Origin of the sequence: Winogradskyella sp. (assembly GCF_013042245.1) — a bacterium.
GTDB lineage: Bacteria > Bacteroidota > Bacteroidia > Flavobacteriales > Flavobacteriaceae > Winogradskyella.
In genome coordinates this window covers 1-18,106 of sequence record NZ_JABDQL010000063.1, presented here as the reverse complement: position 1 = coordinate 18,106, position 18,106 = coordinate 1, and the positions used below count along the sequence as shown (strand labels likewise).

Annotated in this window: 14 protein-coding genes and 1 pseudogene; 3 read left to right on the top strand and 12 right to left on the bottom strand. The window is 33.8% G+C overall.

Annotated features, from left to right (window positions below):
• The first annotated feature begins 249 nt into the window (after window positions 1-249).
• The gene (locus HKP48_RS05090; RefSeq protein WP_296343496.1) at window positions 250-2,136 is read left to right on the top strand and encodes a DUF294 nucleotidyltransferase-like domain-containing protein; all 1,887 of its coding nucleotides are present in this window, start codon (window positions 250-252) and stop codon (window positions 2,134-2,136) included.
• Window position 2,137: 1 nt separating this feature from the next.
• Window positions 2,138-2,800 carry a 3'-5' exonuclease gene (locus HKP48_RS05085; protein WP_296343494.1) on the top strand — a complete coding sequence of 221 codons (663 nt, stop codon included), beginning with the start codon at window positions 2,138-2,140 and terminating at the stop codon, window positions 2,798-2,800.
• 100 nt (window positions 2,801-2,900) lie between these two features.
• Here the strand turns inward: HKP48_RS05085 and HKP48_RS05080 are convergent.
• Window positions 2,901-3,164, bottom strand: a pseudogene (locus tag HKP48_RS05080) (isocitrate lyase); the annotation flags it as partial.
• Window positions 3,165-4,059: 895 nt separating this feature from the next.
• Window positions 4,060-4,716 (bottom strand): HAD family phosphatase, encoded by a 657-nt coding sequence (locus HKP48_RS05075; protein ID WP_296343492.1) that lies wholly within the window; start codon window positions 4,714-4,716, stop codon window positions 4,060-4,062.
• A gap of 71 nt (window positions 4,717-4,787) precedes the next feature.
• Here HKP48_RS05075 and HKP48_RS05070 point away from each other — a divergent pair, with 71 nt between their 5' ends.
• A complete protein-coding gene (locus HKP48_RS05070) occupies window positions 4,788-4,937 on the top strand; it encodes a hypothetical protein (protein WP_296343490.1) in 150 nt (49 codons plus the stop codon).
• Between the two features lie 77 nt (window positions 4,938-5,014).
• On the opposite strand, the gene acs is transcribed toward HKP48_RS05070, so the two are convergent.
• From acs to HKP48_RS05020, 10 genes are all read right to left on the bottom strand, one after another.
• Window positions 5,015-6,922, bottom strand: coding sequence for an acetate--CoA ligase (acs, locus tag HKP48_RS05065; RefSeq protein ID WP_296343488.1), 1,908 nt, complete (start codon window positions 6,920-6,922; stop codon window positions 5,015-5,017).
• Between the two features lie 6 nt (window positions 6,923-6,928).
• Window positions 6,929-8,827 (bottom strand): acetate--CoA ligase, encoded by a 1,899-nt coding sequence (locus HKP48_RS05060; RefSeq protein WP_296343486.1) that lies wholly within the window; start codon window positions 8,825-8,827, stop codon window positions 6,929-6,931.
• A gap of 288 nt (window positions 8,828-9,115) precedes the next feature.
• A complete protein-coding gene (locus tag HKP48_RS05055; protein ID WP_296343483.1) occupies window positions 9,116-9,478 on the bottom strand; it encodes a response regulator in 363 nt (120 codons plus the stop codon).
• A 20-nt stretch (window positions 9,479-9,498) separates the two neighbouring features.
• Window positions 9,499-12,192 carry a sensor histidine kinase gene (locus tag HKP48_RS05050; protein WP_296343480.1) on the bottom strand — a complete coding sequence of 898 codons (2,694 nt, stop codon included), beginning with the start codon at window positions 12,190-12,192 and terminating at the stop codon, window positions 9,499-9,501.
• Window positions 12,185-12,379: a hypothetical protein gene (locus HKP48_RS05045; RefSeq protein ID WP_296343477.1), complete on the bottom strand. Its 195-nt coding sequence runs from the start codon at window positions 12,377-12,379 to the stop codon at window positions 12,185-12,187. Before HKP48_RS05045 ends, HKP48_RS05050 begins: the two co-directional genes overlap by 8 nt.
• Window positions 12,380-12,504: 125 nt before the next feature.
• Window positions 12,505-14,280, bottom strand: coding sequence for a sodium:solute symporter family protein (locus tag HKP48_RS05040; RefSeq protein ID WP_296343475.1), 1,776 nt, complete (start codon window positions 14,278-14,280; stop codon window positions 12,505-12,507).
• 27 nt (window positions 14,281-14,307) lie between these two features.
• Window positions 14,308-14,568 carry a DUF4212 domain-containing protein gene (locus tag HKP48_RS05035; RefSeq protein ID WP_208154931.1) on the bottom strand — a complete coding sequence of 87 codons (261 nt, stop codon included), beginning with the start codon at window positions 14,566-14,568 and terminating at the stop codon, window positions 14,308-14,310.
• A gap of 17 nt (window positions 14,569-14,585) precedes the next feature.
• Entirely contained in the window at window positions 14,586-15,803 is a 1,218-nt protein-coding gene (locus HKP48_RS05030; protein ID WP_296343470.1) for a hypothetical protein, read from the bottom strand.
• A gap of 206 nt (window positions 15,804-16,009) precedes the next feature.
• Window positions 16,010-16,429: a helix-turn-helix domain-containing protein gene (locus HKP48_RS05025; protein WP_296343468.1), complete on the bottom strand. Its 420-nt coding sequence runs from the start codon at window positions 16,427-16,429 to the stop codon at window positions 16,010-16,012.
• Between the two features lie 97 nt (window positions 16,430-16,526).
• Window positions 16,527-17,906, bottom strand: a complete 1,380-nt coding sequence (locus HKP48_RS05020) for an alanine/glycine:cation symporter family protein (RefSeq protein WP_296343464.1) — start codon at window positions 17,904-17,906, stop codon at window positions 16,527-16,529.
• Between the last annotated feature and the right edge of the window lie 200 nt (window positions 17,907-18,106).

Here is an 18,106-nt window from a genome sequence, read left to right as displayed (position 1 = left end):
CAGTCGAGAAACCGTAAGGTTCAGCGTAGCTAAATATAAGCACTTGATTTTAATACATTTCGACTTTAGTTTATGCTGAGCACAGTCGAAGTACTCAATGCTATAGATTAAATTAAAATCAATTTATGACATATTACGGACATTCATTCATTCATTCATTCATTCAATTAATCTATTATTACACTCACCACTCTAAAAACATGATATTACTCATATATAGGTGTCACTATTTTTTTTTAAATTGCTTAGATGAATACCATTGCTATACGCATCTTCGATTTTCTAAAGAACTTTCCACCTTTTGAGGCACTTTCCAAAGAACAGTTACTATCTGTTTGTGAGTCTGTCAATGTAATATATGTAGAAAAAGAAGTCCCTGTTTTTAATATTGGAGAGCCAATTAATAATCATTTTTATGTTGTAAAAGACGGAGCTGTTGGTCTTTTTAGAGATAATAATCTCCTAGTAGATGAATGTGACGAAGGTGATATCTTTGGACTCAGAGCCTTATTGCGAAAAGGCGATTATATATTGTCTGCAAAAGCTATTGAAGAAACTATTTTGTATACTATCTCTTCAGAGCTTTTAGAATCTCATATAACTCCAAATGCTAACGCAAGTCAATTCTTAATGACAAGTTTTGTTTCAAATATTCGACACGGTAATTCTTCAAGTATTACTAAAAACATTTCATCTCCACGGCATGATATATCTGACTTACAATCTGCAGATTATTCCAAAAATCCAATTACTTGCACAAGTGATACTAGTATTAAAGATGCTGCACAAATCATGACAAATAATCGTGTAGGTTCTATAGTTGTTAGTAAAAATAATAAGCCATTAGGTATTATTACTGACAAAGATTTAAGAACAAAAATTGCGACAGGACATTTTAATATATCAGATAGTGTTTCAAAAATAATGTCATCACCAGTAATCACTTATCCTGAAAACATTTCGGTAGCTGAAGCCCAAATTGCGATGCTTAGACATCGAATAACACATCTCTGTATTACAAAAGATGGCACTGTAAATACTGAATTAACAGGTATTCTTTCAGAACATGATATTATTGTTTTGAGAGAAAATAATGCCTCAGTTTTAATCAAAGAAATTAAACGAAGTAACAAGCCAGAACACCTAAAAAATATTCGACAAAGAGCTGAACAATTATTAGAACGTTACCTTGACCAAAATATACCTATTAATTTTAGCTGTAGATTAATTTCTACTATTAACGACGCTATTACTACCCGACTTATTAATTTAGCTATTGATAAACTCAAAAAAAAATCTCCAGTTAAATTTGCATGGCTAGCAATTGGTAGTCAAGGCCGACAAGAACAGCTTTTACTCACTGATCAAGATAACGCGCTCGTTTTTGAAGATGTTTCAAAAGAAAATAACGAAACTGTAAAAGATTATTTTTTGGCACTTTCAAATGAAGTTAATCATAACTTAGAAACTGTTGGTTTCGAATTATGTCCTGCAAAAATGATGGCCAATAACCCAAAATGGTGCTTATCAGTTTCGGAATGGCAATCTCAATTTAATCGTTGGGTTAGCAAACCAGACCAAGATAATTTGATGCTATGTACCATTTTCTTTGACTATGAACTCGTATATGGAGACTCATCTTTGGTTAATCAATTGTCCAAAGGTATATTCAATAGCATAAGCAAACATGACATTTTTTTAACCTATTTAGCAAGAAATACATTGCAAAACCCACCGCCGTTAAGCTTTTTCAGACAATTTCTTGTCGAAAACGATGGTGAACATAAAGACCAATTTGATATTAAAGCTAGAGCTATAATGCCCTTAGTAGATGCCGCTAGGTTACTAATACTATCTCACAATATAAAATCTGTAAATAATACTATTCAACGTTTTATAAAATTAATTGAGCTAGAGCCTCAAAATAAAGACGTTTATTTATTTTGTATTGAAGCTTTCAAAGACTTATTGGAGTTTAGAACGTCTCAAGGATTAACTAATAATAACTCTGGTCGTTTTATAGATTTACAGTCTCTAAGTAAAGGAAATCGTCTTAAATTAAAACGAAGCTTTAAGTCTGTAAAAGCTATTCAGGAATTGATTCAAACCCGTTTTAAACTTTCTCAGCTATTATAATATGAATTGGTTTAAACGCAAATCTTATCCAGATTTTTGGAATGCATACATTTCTAAATTTGAAGCTCCAGACAAACAAGATTTAGAAGACATTCGCTTTGTAATTTTTGATACTGAAACGTCAGGACTTAATACAAAATCTGATCGGATTCTTTCTATAGGAAGTATAGCCATAACTAATCTACAAATTGTTGTTTCAGATCAATATGAATGTTACGTAAAACAAGATGCTTTTAATTCTGAAACCGTTCAAATTCATGGGCTATTAAAAGAAGGTCATTTGCAAAAACAGGATGAAGAACAAGCTATAAAATATTTTTTAGAATATATAGAAAACTCAGTTTTAGTGGCGCATCATGCTGCTTTTGACATTGCCATGATTAATCATAGCCTATTAAGAATGGGGTTACCCAAACTGAAGAATAAAGTTTTAGACACAGGAAATTTGTATCAAAAAATAAAAAAAAATACATTAAAAATACATTATGGCCTTGATGAATTAGCAAAAGAATATAGTATACCGCTACATGATAGACATACCGCTTCAGGAGATGCTTACATTACGGCACTTTTATTTTTAAAAATTGTAGCTAAGCTAAGAGCAAATCAAAATTTAAATCTAAAAGATTTATTACGAACAGTAAAACGAATGGGGCTTCTATAAAAAAACAGACCCGTAAAAAAAACTCCCTAAAAGTTCCGTTTATTGGTTGAATTCAAGAAATTAACTAAATTAATAAACAATCAAGATTATTGTTTATAGATTAAGCAACCACGCTTAAAACCTTATTTTTTTTATTAGTTGCATTTATTTCAAATGGGTTGGATGTGTTCTTTTCTCCTCCAGCTTTCAAGGCTTTTTCTCTCGCTAAGAATGTTTTATGGTCATCTCCTAAATCAGAACCAGCCATTCTTTGGTGTTTTACACAAGACACGCCTTTTCTGATTTCTTGACGTTGTACTCCTTTTACATAAACTAACATGCCTTCCTCTCTAAAGGAACCGTCTGACAAGTCGTTCATATGCAATTATACCTAGAGCTACATTAATTTCAGATTTGACAGCTGTTATTTCTAAACAATTATTCAAACCAAAACACTTTGAATCTATAATTACAAAGTACAATCTCTCATCTGAATCCTTTTATCAACGTCTAACCAATATATTGCCAAAGGATTTTAGTATAAAGGATATCTTTTTTTTTGTATGTCCGTAATCAGTAATAATTTAGATTTCAAATACATTCTGTCACATTGAGTACTTCGACTTTAGTTTATACTGAGCACAGTCGAAGTACTCAGCATAAACTAAAGTCGAAATATCTTGCAAATCAAAAACTTAGATTTCTCGACTACACTTCGACCACGCTCTGTGACCACGCTCGAAATGACAGATACATTCTGATTATTACACTTTAAGGATATACAGTCTTTTTTTTAAGATTTACTCATAGAAAGGATTCTAATCGTTTTGAGCTGACTAAGGAATTGCATCCTTTCAAAACAACAGTCTCCCCACGCTAACGAAACCAATGAGCATTATTGTAGGCGCTGGGTATCATTAAAAACATTAGATAAAATAAGTAGTTCAGGAAATTCATATGAGTTTGATTTACAAACATCTCACTACCCTAGAAAACCAGTCGTATTTGGTATTAGCATCAGCTACGGTAGATCCATTTAAAACTGACCTTTTTAGGAGTATTGGTATAGGCATAAAGATAACATCACAACTAAAACGCAAAAATTAATTTCTTAGATGACAAAACAACACAAACTGATGATGTTGGTATCACTTGCGAGCGTTGTACTATGGCTAATTGTAACTCAAGGCAGATGCTGGCTTTAGTTTTAAATAAACAAGTTGCCAATAACAAAACAGCAGAAGTCGTAAAGATGATACAAGAGAAATTTGAAAATTGATTTAAATTAGATTTGAAATCGTACCATATTTAATTTCATTAAAATCTAAAATTATAATATTTGCTAAACTATAATCTTGATATGAAGAATGCGGACTTTTAAAACCTACGCAATAGATACCCGCATCATAAGCAGCTTTTATACCATTTGTTGAATCTTCGATAACTAGACATTGTGATTTATCGCATCCTGTATGCTCAGCTGCTTTTATGAAAATTTCAGGATGCGGTTTGGACTGTTTTAAATCTGCTCCACTGAATTTACCTATAAAATATTTGTTTAAATCAAACCTATCGAAAATACGGTTAATGTTTGGCATCGATGCAGAAGAAGCAACTACAAGCTTTAATCCATTGTTATAATAATCTTTAATTAAGTCTAAAACTCCATCAATTAGGGCCAAATCTTTATCATTTTCAAACAAGTACTTGAAATGCTTCCGCTTTAGTTTTACCAATTGCTCTGGTGAATTTTCCAAACTAAAATGATTTACCAATATTTTGCAAATATTTATCGTGGATTGCCCAGTAAATGATGTGTACAAATCTTCATCAACTTCAATATTTACATCAGCAAACATTTTGAAATAAGCTTTACGATGAAGAGGTTCGGTATCTACGATAACACCATCCATATCAAATAACACAGCTTTCAGCATAAAATTTTTTTAGTTAATATTGCTTAATAAATGCCGAAATTAGTAATATTAAATGGCATTACATATGCATCATGGCTAAAAAAGGACAAGAAAAAAACACCAAGAACAAAGCAAAGCATAGCAGGCTCATTGCCCAAAAGAAGAATAAGAAAAAGCGTGATGCAGAATTGCGAAAAGAACGTCTAAAAGCGATTATTAAAAAAGCTAAAGAGAATATATAATTACTAGTAAGAAAAACTCCAAACCCAAAGTATGTATTTACTAGGATTCGGAGTTTTTTTTAAATTAAAAATTAATTCTAAATAACATTATCCATAATATCTTGGACAACTTCAGGATTTAATAGAGTGCTTGTATCTCCTAAATTTCCTGTATCGTTAGACGCTATCTTACGAAGAATTCTTCTCATAATTTTACCAGAACGCGTTTTAGGCAAACCAGATGTAAACTGAATTTTATCCAACTTTGCAATTGGCCCTATTCTGTCTGTAATCAACTGGTTTATCTCTTTACGTACATTGTTTTGGTCGCGACTTTCTCCTATATCCTTAAGGGTGATATAGCCATAAAGTGCGTTACCTTTAACATCGTGTGGGAAGCCTACAATTGCAGATTCTGCTACAGCTTGATGCTCGTTAATAGCATCTTCTATTGGTGCTGTACCTAAATTATGTCCAGAAACAATAATGACATCATCAACGCGTCCTGTAATTCTGTAATAGCCAACTTCGTCTCGTAAAGCACCATCACCTGTAAAATACATATTCTCAAAAGCAGAAAAATAAGTTTCTTTATAACGTTGATGATTTCCCCAAATGGTTCGTGCCATTGAGGGCCAAGGAAATTTAATACATAAACGTCCATCAACTTGGTTACCTTTTATTTCCTTGCCATTTTCATCCATAAGAGCTGGTTGTATGCCTATAAATGGCAATGTTGCATATGTAGGCTTCGTTGGTGTAGAAAACGGGATTGGTGTTATCATTATTCCTCCTGTTTCTGTTTGCCACCATGTATCCACAATTGGACTTTTCTTTTTACCCACATTTTCGTTATACCAATGCCATGCTTCTTCATTTATGGGTTCTCCAACAGAACCTAAAACTTTGAGCGATGATAAATCGTATTTCTCTACAAGCTCAGTTCCATGCTTAGCTAGAGCTCTAATGGCTGTTGGTGCAGTATAGAATTGGTTAATCTTATGTTTTTCGACAATATCCCAAAAGCGACCAAAATCTGGATAACTAGGTACACCTTCAAACATTACTGTTGTTGCTCCATTCGCTAAGGGTCCGTATACTATGTAACTATGACCCGTAATCCAGCCAATATCAGCAGTACACCAATACACATCATCTTCACGATACTGAAACACATTTTTAAACGTGTAAGCTGAATATACCATATAGCCTGCAGTTGTATGCAACATACCTTTTGGCATGCCGGTAGAACCTGAAGTGTATAAAATAAATAATGGGTCTTCAGCATCCATAATTTCTATAGAGCAATCTGTGTCTGCACTATCTAAAAGTGGTTGTAGCCATTCATCACGACCATCTTTCATATTTATTTCAGAATTAATGCGTTTTGTAACCAAAACAGAAGTAACGCCAGAACAGTCTTCTAAAGCTTCATCTACAATACCTTTTAAATCAATTGTTTTTGCTCCTCGATAAGAACCATCTGAAGTCAATACCATTTTAGCATCACAATCATTAATTCTAGTAGATAACGCCGTAGCAGAAAAACCAGCGAAAACGACTGAGTGTATAGCTCCTATTCTGGCGCATGCCAAAACTGAAACTGCTAATTCTGGTATCATTGGCAGATATATACAAACCCGATCACCTTTCTTGATTCCCTTTGATTTTAAGACGTTTGCAAACTTACACACACGCTTATGTAACTCTTTATAAGTGATATGTTCAGCTGGGTCATTTGGGTCGTTGGGTTCGAACAAAATAGCAGTTTTATCACCTCTTGTTCGAAGATGGCGGTCGATACAGTTTTCTGTAATGTTTAGTTTAGCGCCTTCAAACCACTTTACCTCTGGTTTTTGAAAATCCCAACTTAATACGTTATCCCATTTTTTTCGCCAAGAAAAATGCTCTTCTGCTATTTCTTCCCAAAATGATTCAGGGTTTCTTACTGATTTTCGGTAAACCTGAAAATACTCTTCAAAATGTTTTATATAATAATTACTCATGGTTGATTATTTTTTATGTATTCCTATATTATGTTTTTTGTAAACTTCTTTAATTTCTGAAATTATTGCGACATCATCAATAGTTGACGGGATATTGTATTCTAAATCGTCTGAAATATTTCGCAATAACTTTCTTAATATTTTTCCCGAACGTGTTTTTGGCAAGCGATTAACAACTAACACATCTTTTAAAGCTGCCACTGCACCTATTTCTTCTCTTACTTTTTTGATGATTTCTTTACATATTGAAGTTACTTCCAAACCTGTATTAGACTTCAAAACAATTAGTGCTAACGGTTTTTGACCTTTTAAATCACAATGTACCCCAAATACAGCACACTCAGCAACGGATTTGTTTGACGCCACTATTTCTTCCATTTCTGCGGTAGAAAGACGGTGCCCAGCAACATTGATTATATCATCTACTCGGCCAGTGATAAATACATAACCATCCTCATCTTTGTAACCGCCATCACCAGAAGAATAATATCCAGGAAAGCGGTCTAAGTAACCTGCTTTAAAACGCTCTGGATTGCCCCATAGATTCAATAATGTTCCTGGCGGTAAAGGTAATTTCACAGAAACAAAACCCTCTGTATCCGAGCTTACTTCATTTCCATTTTCATTTAAAATTTGAATATCATAGCCACATACAGGAAAGGATGCTGAACCAGCTTTGACAGGTAATATTTCGGTACCAACCATGTTTGATAGCATTGGCCAACCACTCTCAGTTTGCCACCAATGGTCAATTACAGGGACATTAAGTTGCTTCTCTGTCCAGTTTAAAGTAGCTGCATCACAACGCTCTCCTGCCAAAAACTGATATTTGAGACTGCTTAAATCATACTGTTTTATAAAATTTCCATTTGGATCTTCTTTTTTAATTGCTCTAATAGCTGTAGGTGCCGTAAACATAACCTTCACCTTATACTCACTTATTACTCTCCAAAATGTAGATGCATCTGGTGTTTTTATAGGTTTTCCTTCAAAGAGGATAGTTGTATTTCGGTTTAATAACGGACCATAAACAATATAGCTGTGACCAACAACCCAACCCACATCACTAGCTGCCCAGTATACATCACCTTCATTAACTCCGTAAACGTATTTCATAGAAAACTTTAGTGCTGTAGCATAACCGCCAGAATCTCTTATAATTCCTTTTGGCTTTCCTGTTGTACCAGAAGTATAAAGAATATATAATGGATGAGTAGATTCTACTGAAACTGGAGCTACCGGATTAGACTTTGAAACTAATGATTCATAATCAACATCATACTCCTTATTTGGAATTTCTACTCCAAGTACTCTATCATAAACAATTACATTTTGTGGCTTGTGCTCTGAAAGCTCAACAGCCTTATCAACAAAGGGTTTATAAGGAATTATACGCTCTATCTCTACACCATTTGATGCTGTAATGATAACGTTTGGCTTACAATCATCTATTCTAATAGCGAGCTCATGAGGTGCAAACCCACCGAAGACCACAGAATGAATAATACCTAATCTGGCACAAGCTAACATACTATAAATGGCCTGTGGTATCATTGGCATATAAATAATAGCTGTATCACCCTTTGATAATCCTAAAGATTTTAATCCGCCTGCAAGTTTAGACACTTGTTCCTGTAGCTCTAAAAAAGTAATATGCGTTTTCGTATTTGTTACTGGAGAATCATAAATAATTGCATCTTGATTTCCATAACCATCTTCTACATGTTTGTCAATACACAAATAACTTACATTTAATTTGCCATCACTAAACCATTGGGGATAGTTATACTTATCTTTACTTAAGATGGTTTCTGGAAATTTATCCCAAGTGAGTGTATTCGCTTGGTTTTTCCAAAAGAGTTCAGGACTCTCAATACTTTGTTTGTATAAGGATTGATAACTCATGACTTAGAGCTTTTTGACTTAAACAATCCAAACCAGTTTGGATTCAAGAATTTTAGCTTTATCAATGCCCAAATAAGCACTAAAAAGCATAACCCCATAACTAGAGATTCTATAGCTCCAGTGTCAGTTTGACTTTCTAATTTAAAACGTATAAAAAGGGTGGAAATAACATATATACTGATAAAGATATCAGATGTTAATGCATTTAATCGAAGATGTTTCATGTTTGGTTACTTTAATTATACTTAGTTTGCTTGCACACAAAACCAATTTATTAAAGCCGAAATATTAAGCTGTTAGCTCTTTAATTTCTGAAACTATTTTTTTGATTGAAAACGGCTTTGTTAAATATTTATCTGCTCCAAGTTTAAGGCCTTTTTCAATATCTGAAGCTTTATTTTTCGCTGTTAGGAATACCACTTTTGTATTCGCTAGCTTTTCATTTCCTTTAATTAATTTAAGTGTCTGATAACCATCTACTTTAGGCATCATCACATCAAGTATAATAACGTTAGGTATGACGGTCTCTAATATCTCTAATGCTTCGCTTCCATCTCTTGCAATAAACACTTCAAAATTGTTTTTTTTGAAGGTATATTCTAGCGTCATTACTATATTGGGTTCGTCATCGACGATTATTATTTTTTTCATTTTCTAAAAACAGTTACAATTTATTTAAAAAGTAGCTTAAAACCAAAGGTTACACCACTTTTATTATTGTTTTTCACCCAAATCGTTCCTTCATGATTTTCAATAATTTGTTTTGATATAGCTAGACCTAAACCACTACCTTCTGGTTTTATAATATTCTGATTTTTTGACTGATAAAATTTATCAAAAACAAAAGGTATGTCTTGCTGTGGTATGCCCTTACCATTGTCTTTTACAGTAACTTCAAGAAAACCTTCTTCATATTTGTAATTAATTACAATTTCACCTCTTTTTGGTTCACAAAATTTGATAGCATTGGATATTAAATTGGTCAATACTTGATGGATTCGGTCTTCATCATATACCGCGTAAATATCACTTTTGTTTGAATTAATTAAAGTAACCTCTTTCTTGGATGATAATTGGTTAAGGCTAACAAGTGTTTTGTTTATACTTTCTCTGATATTGTGTTTTTTTAAATCAAGGTTTGCTCTTCCTTTTGCCAGTTTTTCGAAGTCTAGAATATTATGAATCAATCGAGATAATCGGTCACTATCCTGAAGCATATTTTTTAAAAACTGTGTTTTTAGTTCCGATGGCATTTCATCATTATCGTCTATTAATAATTCAGTTGATGCCCTAATTCCTGTTATTGGCGTTTTTAATTCATGCGCAACAGTATCTAAAAACTCATCTTTTTGTGTATCTTTCTCTATTAGTTCTTCATTTGCTTCTCGAAGTTTATTGGTTAGTTGCATTAATTCATCTGACTTTTCACGAAGTATTTTATTTCTGGCAATAGTTTCTTTAGATTCATCTAGAATTTGTAAAACCTCAACTAAGCTTACCTCTTCTTCTTTAACAACACTTGCAATTAATATTTTCGCAGAAGCGTTACCTATACTACCCGTTAACAATTTTTCTGAAAAATTAATTAGCCTTGCATCCGCCATCTGCGTATCTTGTGGTAGATTGTATTTTCTGAAAAATAAATTTAAAGCACGCTCAGTTCTAGTTTCACCTAAAAACTTAATGAGTACATTTTTTATTTCTGCTACGTAGGCTTCGCCTTTCCACACTAAAGCACCGTCCTGTAAGTCTGTATAATTCTTACTATCAATAAACATCTCTGCATAATTCCGCTCTCTATAATTTCCTTTAAATAATAATGAAAAAACCGTGTAGCAAATACAATTAACTAGCGTACTCCAGAAAAAGGCGTGTGCAGGTGGGCTTAAAAAATCGATACCAAAAAGTGCGTGAGGTTTTAAAGCTTCAATTTCATATAATCCATATTGCACAAAATCATCAGAACCAGTAAATACCTGAATAATAAATGGTAAAATCAGTGTGTAAAAAACCACTAAAAATCCCGTTACAATACCTATGATTGTTGCCCGTGCAGAACCTCTATTCCAAAATAGACCAATAAAAAATGAAGGCGCTAATTGTGCAATAATTACAAAAGCCATTAACCCTATTGAATAAAGTGACAACTCATAGGAAAAATTAATGTAAAAGGCATACGCCAGAAGTATGATTAAAAAAATTGAAATCCGACGAATATTCTTAATATACTTCGAATTTCGTTCTGGTCTGTTTTTTATAAATCGGTCTAAAAATCCATATGGAATAATCAAATTATTACTCACCATGGTAGAAAGCGCCAATGTGGCAACAACTACCATAGAAATAACTGCAGAGAAACCTCCCAAGAATATCAAGAGTGCTAAAAATGTATTGTTATTTTGAAGTGGTAGTAAAAGAGCATAATATTCGGCCTGTTCTGCATTACCTATCGCTAAATTTCCTCCCCAAGCTATGAAAATTACAAAAATATTGAACAACAAAAGGTACAATGGTAATAACCAGATGGCTGTTTTGAGATGTTTCTCACGTACGTTTTCTACTACCGATACCTGAAATTGGCGAGGCAGCAAAAATATAGCCATAAACGAAAGCATTATCATATATAACCAGTTAAAGCCATTTTCAAAACCGTTTACAGATGTTAAAGCTTCAAAATTATCAACTTGAGATATTTTTGAATAAATATCTTCCGTGCCATCAAACAAAACATAAGTCACATAAAGACCAACACAAAGAAAGAATATTAATTTTATGACAGATTCAAACGCTACGGACAATACTATGCCTTTATGCTTTTGCGATGCATCTGTTGTTTGTGTGCCAAAGAAGGTTGCAAAAATTGCGAGTAATAAAGCAATATAAAATGTGGAGTCGTCGTAAATAGATGTTGAAACATAGCTTGTAGAATCATCTGATAATATCTGAAAAGTTTCAGACACTGCTTGAAGTTGCAATCCTATGTAAGGAATTATTCCTAATAAACAAACTACTGTGATTAAAGCTCCGAGAAAACGACTGTTTCCGTAACGGAGTGATATAAAATCTGCAATTGAACTTATTTTATGCTGCTTAGATATTCTAATAATCTTTCGAAGTAATACAATCCATAATGGTGCAGCTATTACAGGTCCCAAATAAATTGGTAAGAAATTTATACCAGAGTTCGCTGCTATACCAATACTGCCGTAATACGTCCAGGCTGTACAATATACTGCTAAAGACAAGGTGTACACTACTGAGTTATTTACCCATTTGCTTTTAGCGTTTCGTTCTGCAATAAATGCAATACCAAAAAGTGCCGCCAAATAAATAATGATAACAAAAAATAAAACGTAATTACTCATAATGACGTTTTAGTATAGTATATGATATAATAATTGAAATCATCCAGATGAGGAATATTGAGAGATAAAGAATCGGAACTCCAAAAAAGTGCCCAGAAACATCAAAAATGAATAAAAAAGGAATATTCAAGATTACAAAAGTGGCAATGCCAAGAATAACTAATTTTTGTTCGTGACGTTTTTTCAAGGTCTGAATTGATTTAGATTTTCAAATTAATAAAAAGATTCTTAAACAAGTGCACAAGTGCAGAACTAAAACAAAAAACAGTGTTGCTTTTACACAACACTGTTTTAAGCTAACTAAAAAATTAACTAGTGAGATTGTGCCTCACCAGCACCAGATGGTATTCTTATATTTTCAACAATTTCTTGAACATGCTGTGGTGGTGGTGGCGTCATACGAGAAACCACAACTGAAACAACCACATTAACTAGCATAGCTACTGTACCAAATCCTTCTGGAGATGTACCAAACCACCATTCACTAGCTGGTCTTGGATCCATTACCCCAATCAATCCGGTTTTATAAACAATCATGTAATAGAGCATTAATGTTATACCAACTATCATTCCTGCTACGGCACCTTGACGGTTCATCCGCTTATCAAAAATTCCCAATATAATTGCTGGAAAGAATGATGCAGCTGCTAAACCAAAGGCCAATGCGACGACGGCGGCGACAAATCCTGGTGGATAAATACCGAATAGTCCTGCAATAATAATTGCTACAACTATCGCACCTCTTGCCCACATTAATTCTCCTTTATCAGAAATATTAGGTTTTAGTTGTTTCTTAATTAAATCATGTGATATTGATGTTGAAATCACCAATAATAATCCAGCAGCAGTTGATAATGCTGCGGCTATACCACCGGCAGCAACAAGTGCAATTACCCAATTAGGTAAATTTGCAATTTCAGGATTTGCCAATACCATGATATCTCTATCTACGTAAAGCTCATTGGCTTCAGCATTAGGATTAGAAATGGTACGCTCACCATATTTTCCTCTAACATCAATATATACTGGCTTTTTACCTTCAATAGCACTACCTGCTACATACTGAATTTTACCATCTCCATTTTTATCAGACCAAGCAATCAGCCCTGTGTTCTCCCAGTTTTTAAACCATTCTGGTATTTCTTTATATTCTGTATTACTAACGGTCTCGATTAAATTTGTTCTTGCAAATACAGCAATTGCTGGTGCTGTTGTATATAGAATAGCGATGAGTAATAAAGCATAACCTGCAGATTTACGTGCATCTTTTACCTTTGGTACAGTAAAGAAACGTACGATTACGTGCGGTAATCCTGCTGTACCCACCATCAATGCTAAGGTAATAGCAAAGACGTCCCAAGTAGATTTACTACCATCTGTATATTCATTAAAACCTAATTGCGTATGTAATGCATCCAATTTATCGAGGAGAAAAGTACCATCTTCAACAGTACCTCCCATTCCTAACTGAGGAATTACGTTTCCTGTCATTTGAATAGAAATGAAGAATGCTGGTACCATAAAGGCAAAAATCAATACACAATATTGTGCTACTTGAGTATATGTAATTCCTTTCATTCCACCTAAAAAAGCAAAGATTAGAACTACAGTCATTCCAATGATGACACCCAATGTAATATCTACCTGTAAAAACTGAGAGAACACAATTCCTACACCACGCATTTGACCTGCAACATAAGTAAATGATACTATTAAAGCGCATATTACTGCTACTGTTCTTGCCGTATTTGAGTAATAGCGATCACCAATAAAATCAGGAACAGTAAACTTTCCAAATTTTCTTAAATAAGGTGCTAATAACAGTGCTAAAAGCACATAACCACCAGTCCAGCCCATTAAAAATACTGAACCATCATATCCCATAAATGAGATTAAACCTGCCATTGAGATAAATGACGCAGCACTCATCCAATCGGCTGCTGTTGCCATGCCGTTTGCTAGAGGAGAAACTCCACCACCAGCAACATAAAATTCTTTGGTTGAGCCTGCTCTAGCCCAAATTGCAATTCCGAAGTATAGTGCGAAAGTCACACCTACTAATATCCATGTCCATACTTGTACACTCATAATGTCTTATTTTTTATTAGTGGCAGACTATTCGTCGAAACCGTATTTTTTGTCTAGTTTATTCATCAATCGTACGTAAACGAAAATTAAAATCACAAATACGTAGATAGAGCCTTGTTGGGCGAACCAAAAGCCTAGCTTAAAGCCACCAAGTCTAATTTCATTTAGGGCATCTTTAAAAAGAATACCGCAACCATAGGATACAATGAACCATATGGCAAGAAGTATGGAAAGATATTTGACGTTTTCTTTCCAATATGCTGTTGCATGTTTTTGTTTTTCTGACATAGTTAGTTATTTAGTTTTTATAGGAAAATCATTGCTTGCAATGTTAATACGCCTTGCGAATCGCCACTACCGCGTTTTGTATTTGAATATTCAAGACTGAATTTTGAATGGTGCCCCGTCAAAAAAATGTTTGTACCAATACCCAAACGTGTAGCAGTGTCATCAATAGCATCAATTTGTCTATTGTTGTAAGACACATAAGGCTGAAAACGTGTATTGGTCTTATCGCCAGGAATTAAATAGCCAACATGGGCATAAAACATTCCTCCTGTGGCATAAGGTCCTAATTCAAAATTTTCTCCATAATCGTTGTTTTGATATACTGCATAAGCTGTAATAGCATCATTATTTCCTCCTAATGGGGTATCATAAAATGCATCAACTGCAAAAATACTAACATCAGCAGCACTACCATCAGCTTCTACAACACCGTCCGGATGTGCAAAGAAACCTGCACCGACATTAAAAACTTCTTTACTTCCTAAGTAGGTTCCTACTTTGTAAGGTAAAAAGTTAGATTCTTCATCTAAGAAGTTATAATCAAAATAGCCTTGAAATACTTTACCAGCATCTGCTGAACCGAACACTTCTCGACCTCTATATACTGCTACTGAACCTACTGCACGTGGCGTATTATCATTATCTAGTGTATTGGTATTTGCTTCATTGATAGCGACTCGGTATTGTAGTCTTCCAAATTTACCTTTTAAATAAACACCTATATGACGCGCAAATTGGTCAGATAGCCCAATGGTGGCCCAAGATTGTCTGTTATTATCTAAGGTCATCATATTTAGAGTGCTTTGGTTATTGGCTCTGGAGATACCGTTCCAATAATGCAATCCGAAACCTGCTGAAACATCTTTGACAATATTCCACTCACCCCAAAAGTCATGAAAAAATAATTGAGAATTTTCTCCAAATCCAACTGGAGATGTATTGCCACCATTCAAGCTATTAAGTCCGAAGTGAGTTAGAATTAAAAACTTTTTATTGAGCTGTGTATAAGTCAAAAAACGTGCTCTACGAACGCTAAAATTAGTTTTGCTGACATCATCAGGCACATTATCATTGTATTGTGCCCAAAATTGACCCCATGCGATAACACGCATATATTTTGAGCCGTCTTCATTAAATTTGATTTTATAACCACCAGTATATTCATCAATACCTTGGGCAAAAATCAACTGGCAGGAGAATAATAATCCTACCAGTAAAATGCTGATTCTTTTCATAAATGTTAGAGATTTAGTTAGTTAAAATTGGTTTTGTGTGCACCACTAAACTCTAAAAAAATGAAGCTCAAAAAAAAATTAATATATATATCTGGTAATTAAGTATATTTCAAATATTTATTATTTTTATTTTGAGTAAATAAAATCATTAAACAATAAGACAATTAATTGTAAAATAAGCTGACTATACTGATGTTTTAAAAATACTAATCTCTAAATCGCTCCCATTTAATAAGCATAAATTTATCACCTAATTCAGTAACTAAAGTACCCGCTCCAGATAGATTCTGAGCATCAGAAAAGAATTTCGATAGCTCCTCAGCGTTTAATATTTTGTAAGTTGGATGGTATTTTGAATTGTATGGTCGCTTAATATTATACTTCTTTACCCAATTCATAATACTAACATGAGAAATTCCTAAAATACGTTCTATTTCGCGATAAGTTAAACCCTCTAAATATAGCTGAAGTGCTTTATTAACATAATAATCATCAATTTTCTTTCCTAGCTTATTTACCGTGAAGTAATAATTGCAAGATTTACACTTATAACGCTGCCTATCCTTCACTATCCCACTCTTTACATAGTCATCTGAATTGCAATTTGGACAGAGTTTAATCTTCATATATACTAATTTAGCATAAATATATCAATTTAGCATAATATATACAAATCGTACAATTTTGTTATGACATAACTATACAATAGTTAAACAAAAAAGTTTACATATTAGATTTCAATTTATTGAAATAATGCTTAGACGCTTCTATAACTTTAGGAGCCAGAAGTATAGTTGCCAACATCGTTGGAATTGCCATTAATGCAAACACACCATCGATAAGATTAATCATCATATCTAAGGTTGTAGTAGCTCCTATTATAATACTTAAAATGTAGAAATAATTATAATAGTGCTTCTTCTCTGCTCCAAATAAAAATGACATACATTTTGTTCCGTAATACGAATAGGAAAATAAAGAACTCATGCTAAATACTGTTATACATATCAATAGACCATATTTTCCGTAAACTGGCATGGCATCACCAAAGGCTGATGCTGTGAGACTTACTCCATTATTATCTGTAGTTTCCCAAACTCCAGTCACTAAAATCGCTAAGGCAGTTAGGGTACACACCACTAACGTATCAATAGCCGGACCTAGCATGGCTACTAAGCCTTCTCGTACAGGCTCATCTGTTTTTGCAGCACCATGTGCCATTGGAGCGGTACCTATACCAGCTTCATTAGAGAATGCTCCACGTTTTATGCCGTGCAAAATCAACGCTCCTAAAACACCACCCATAAAGGTTTGGTCATCCGGAAAATAATTGGCCTGAAAAGCATCTGTAAAAATTAGTTTTAGGTAATATAATAACACATCACTATGAGTAACCAAGATAACCATAACCAAAATAAAATAAAGTAAAACCATACTTGGTACTAATCTACTCGCCACATTGCCTATACGTTTTATACCACCAAGAATTACCAATCCCGTGATTGTAATGAGTATCAAACCAATAATTATATTAGATGTGTTACCAACTGCAATACCATTTGGGGTTAACAAAATATCATTTACCGCTTGTGTTAACTGATTGACGTTAAAAACTGGCAACGCACCAACCATACCACAGATACTAAAAAATATTGCTAAAGGTTTCCAATGTTTTCCCAAGCCTTCAGTAATAAAATACATAGGACCACCTTGAATCTCTCCAGCACTGTCTTTACCTCTATACAAAATGGCTAAAGTCGATGTAAAGTATTTTGTACTCATACCAATCACAGCACTTATCCACATCCAAAACACAGCTCCAGGTCCACCGATAGCAATGGCTACAGCCACACCAGAAATATTACCCATACCCACCGTAGCCGATAAAGCTGTTGTTAAGGCCTGAAAATGAGAAATCTGTCCTGGGTCTTTCGGGTCGTCGTATTTGCCGCGTAATACTTGTATGGCATGCCCAAGATATCGGAATGGCAAAAATCGTGACCGTATAATTAAATACAATCCACCACCAATTAAAAGAATAAGTAAAGGTAATCCCCAAGCTAATGACGAAAACTGACTAAGTATATTATCGAGTACTTCCATAAGCGATAAAAATACAGATTACTATGCTAGTCTGCAATTTTAAAAAACAAGCAAAGTGTTAATCGTTTGTTTATAATGCGAATCAAGGGTTGGTAAATAGATAAAAAAACAAGCTTAATTCATTGAAAAACAACGTCTTAAACTTGTTTAAGTTATTGATTTTCAGTATCTTAATAGTCGATTTCAACAAGATTATTTTG

What these genes read in the sequence shown, in the direction of transcription:
- HKP48_RS05090 (WP_296343496.1), top strand. Translation starts at nt 250, where the DNA reads ATGAATACCATTGCTATACGCATCTTCGATTTTCTAAAGAACTTTCCA.
- HKP48_RS05085 (WP_296343494.1), top strand. Translation starts at nt 2,138, where the DNA reads ATGAATTGGTTTAAACGCAAATCTTATCCAGATTTTTGGAATGCATAC.
- HKP48_RS05075 (WP_296343492.1), bottom strand. Translation starts at nt 4,716, where the DNA reads ATGCTGAAAGCTGTGTTATTTGATATGGATGGTGTTATCGTAGATACC.
- HKP48_RS05070 (WP_296343490.1), top strand. Translation starts at nt 4,788, where the DNA reads ATGGCTAAAAAAGGACAAGAAAAAAACACCAAGAACAAAGCAAAGCAT.
- acs (WP_296343488.1), bottom strand. Translation starts at nt 6,922, where the DNA reads ATGAGTAATTATTATATAAAACATTTTGAAGAGTATTTTCAGGTTTAC.
- HKP48_RS05060 (WP_296343486.1), bottom strand. Translation starts at nt 8,827, where the DNA reads ATGAGTTATCAATCCTTATACAAACAAAGTATTGAGAGTCCTGAACTC.
- HKP48_RS05055 (WP_296343483.1), bottom strand. Translation starts at nt 9,478, where the DNA reads ATGAAAAAAATAATAATCGTCGATGACGAACCCAATATAGTAATGACG.
- HKP48_RS05050 (WP_296343480.1), bottom strand. Translation starts at nt 12,192, where the DNA reads ATGAGTAATTACGTTTTATTTTTTGTTATCATTATTTATTTGGCGGCA.
- HKP48_RS05040 (WP_296343475.1), bottom strand. Translation starts at nt 14,280, where the DNA reads ATGAGTGTACAAGTATGGACATGGATATTAGTAGGTGTGACTTTCGCA.
- HKP48_RS05035 (WP_208154931.1), bottom strand. Translation starts at nt 14,568, where the DNA reads ATGTCAGAAAAACAAAAACATGCAACAGCATATTGGAAAGAAAACGTC.
- HKP48_RS05030 (WP_296343470.1), bottom strand. Translation starts at nt 15,803, where the DNA reads ATGAAAAGAATCAGCATTTTACTGGTAGGATTATTATTCTCCTGCCAG.
- HKP48_RS05025 (WP_296343468.1), bottom strand. Translation starts at nt 16,429, where the DNA reads ATGAAGATTAAACTCTGTCCAAATTGCAATTCAGATGACTATGTAAAG.
- HKP48_RS05020 (WP_296343464.1), bottom strand. Translation starts at nt 17,906, where the DNA reads ATGGAAGTACTCGATAATATACTTAGTCAGTTTTCGTCATTAGCTTGG.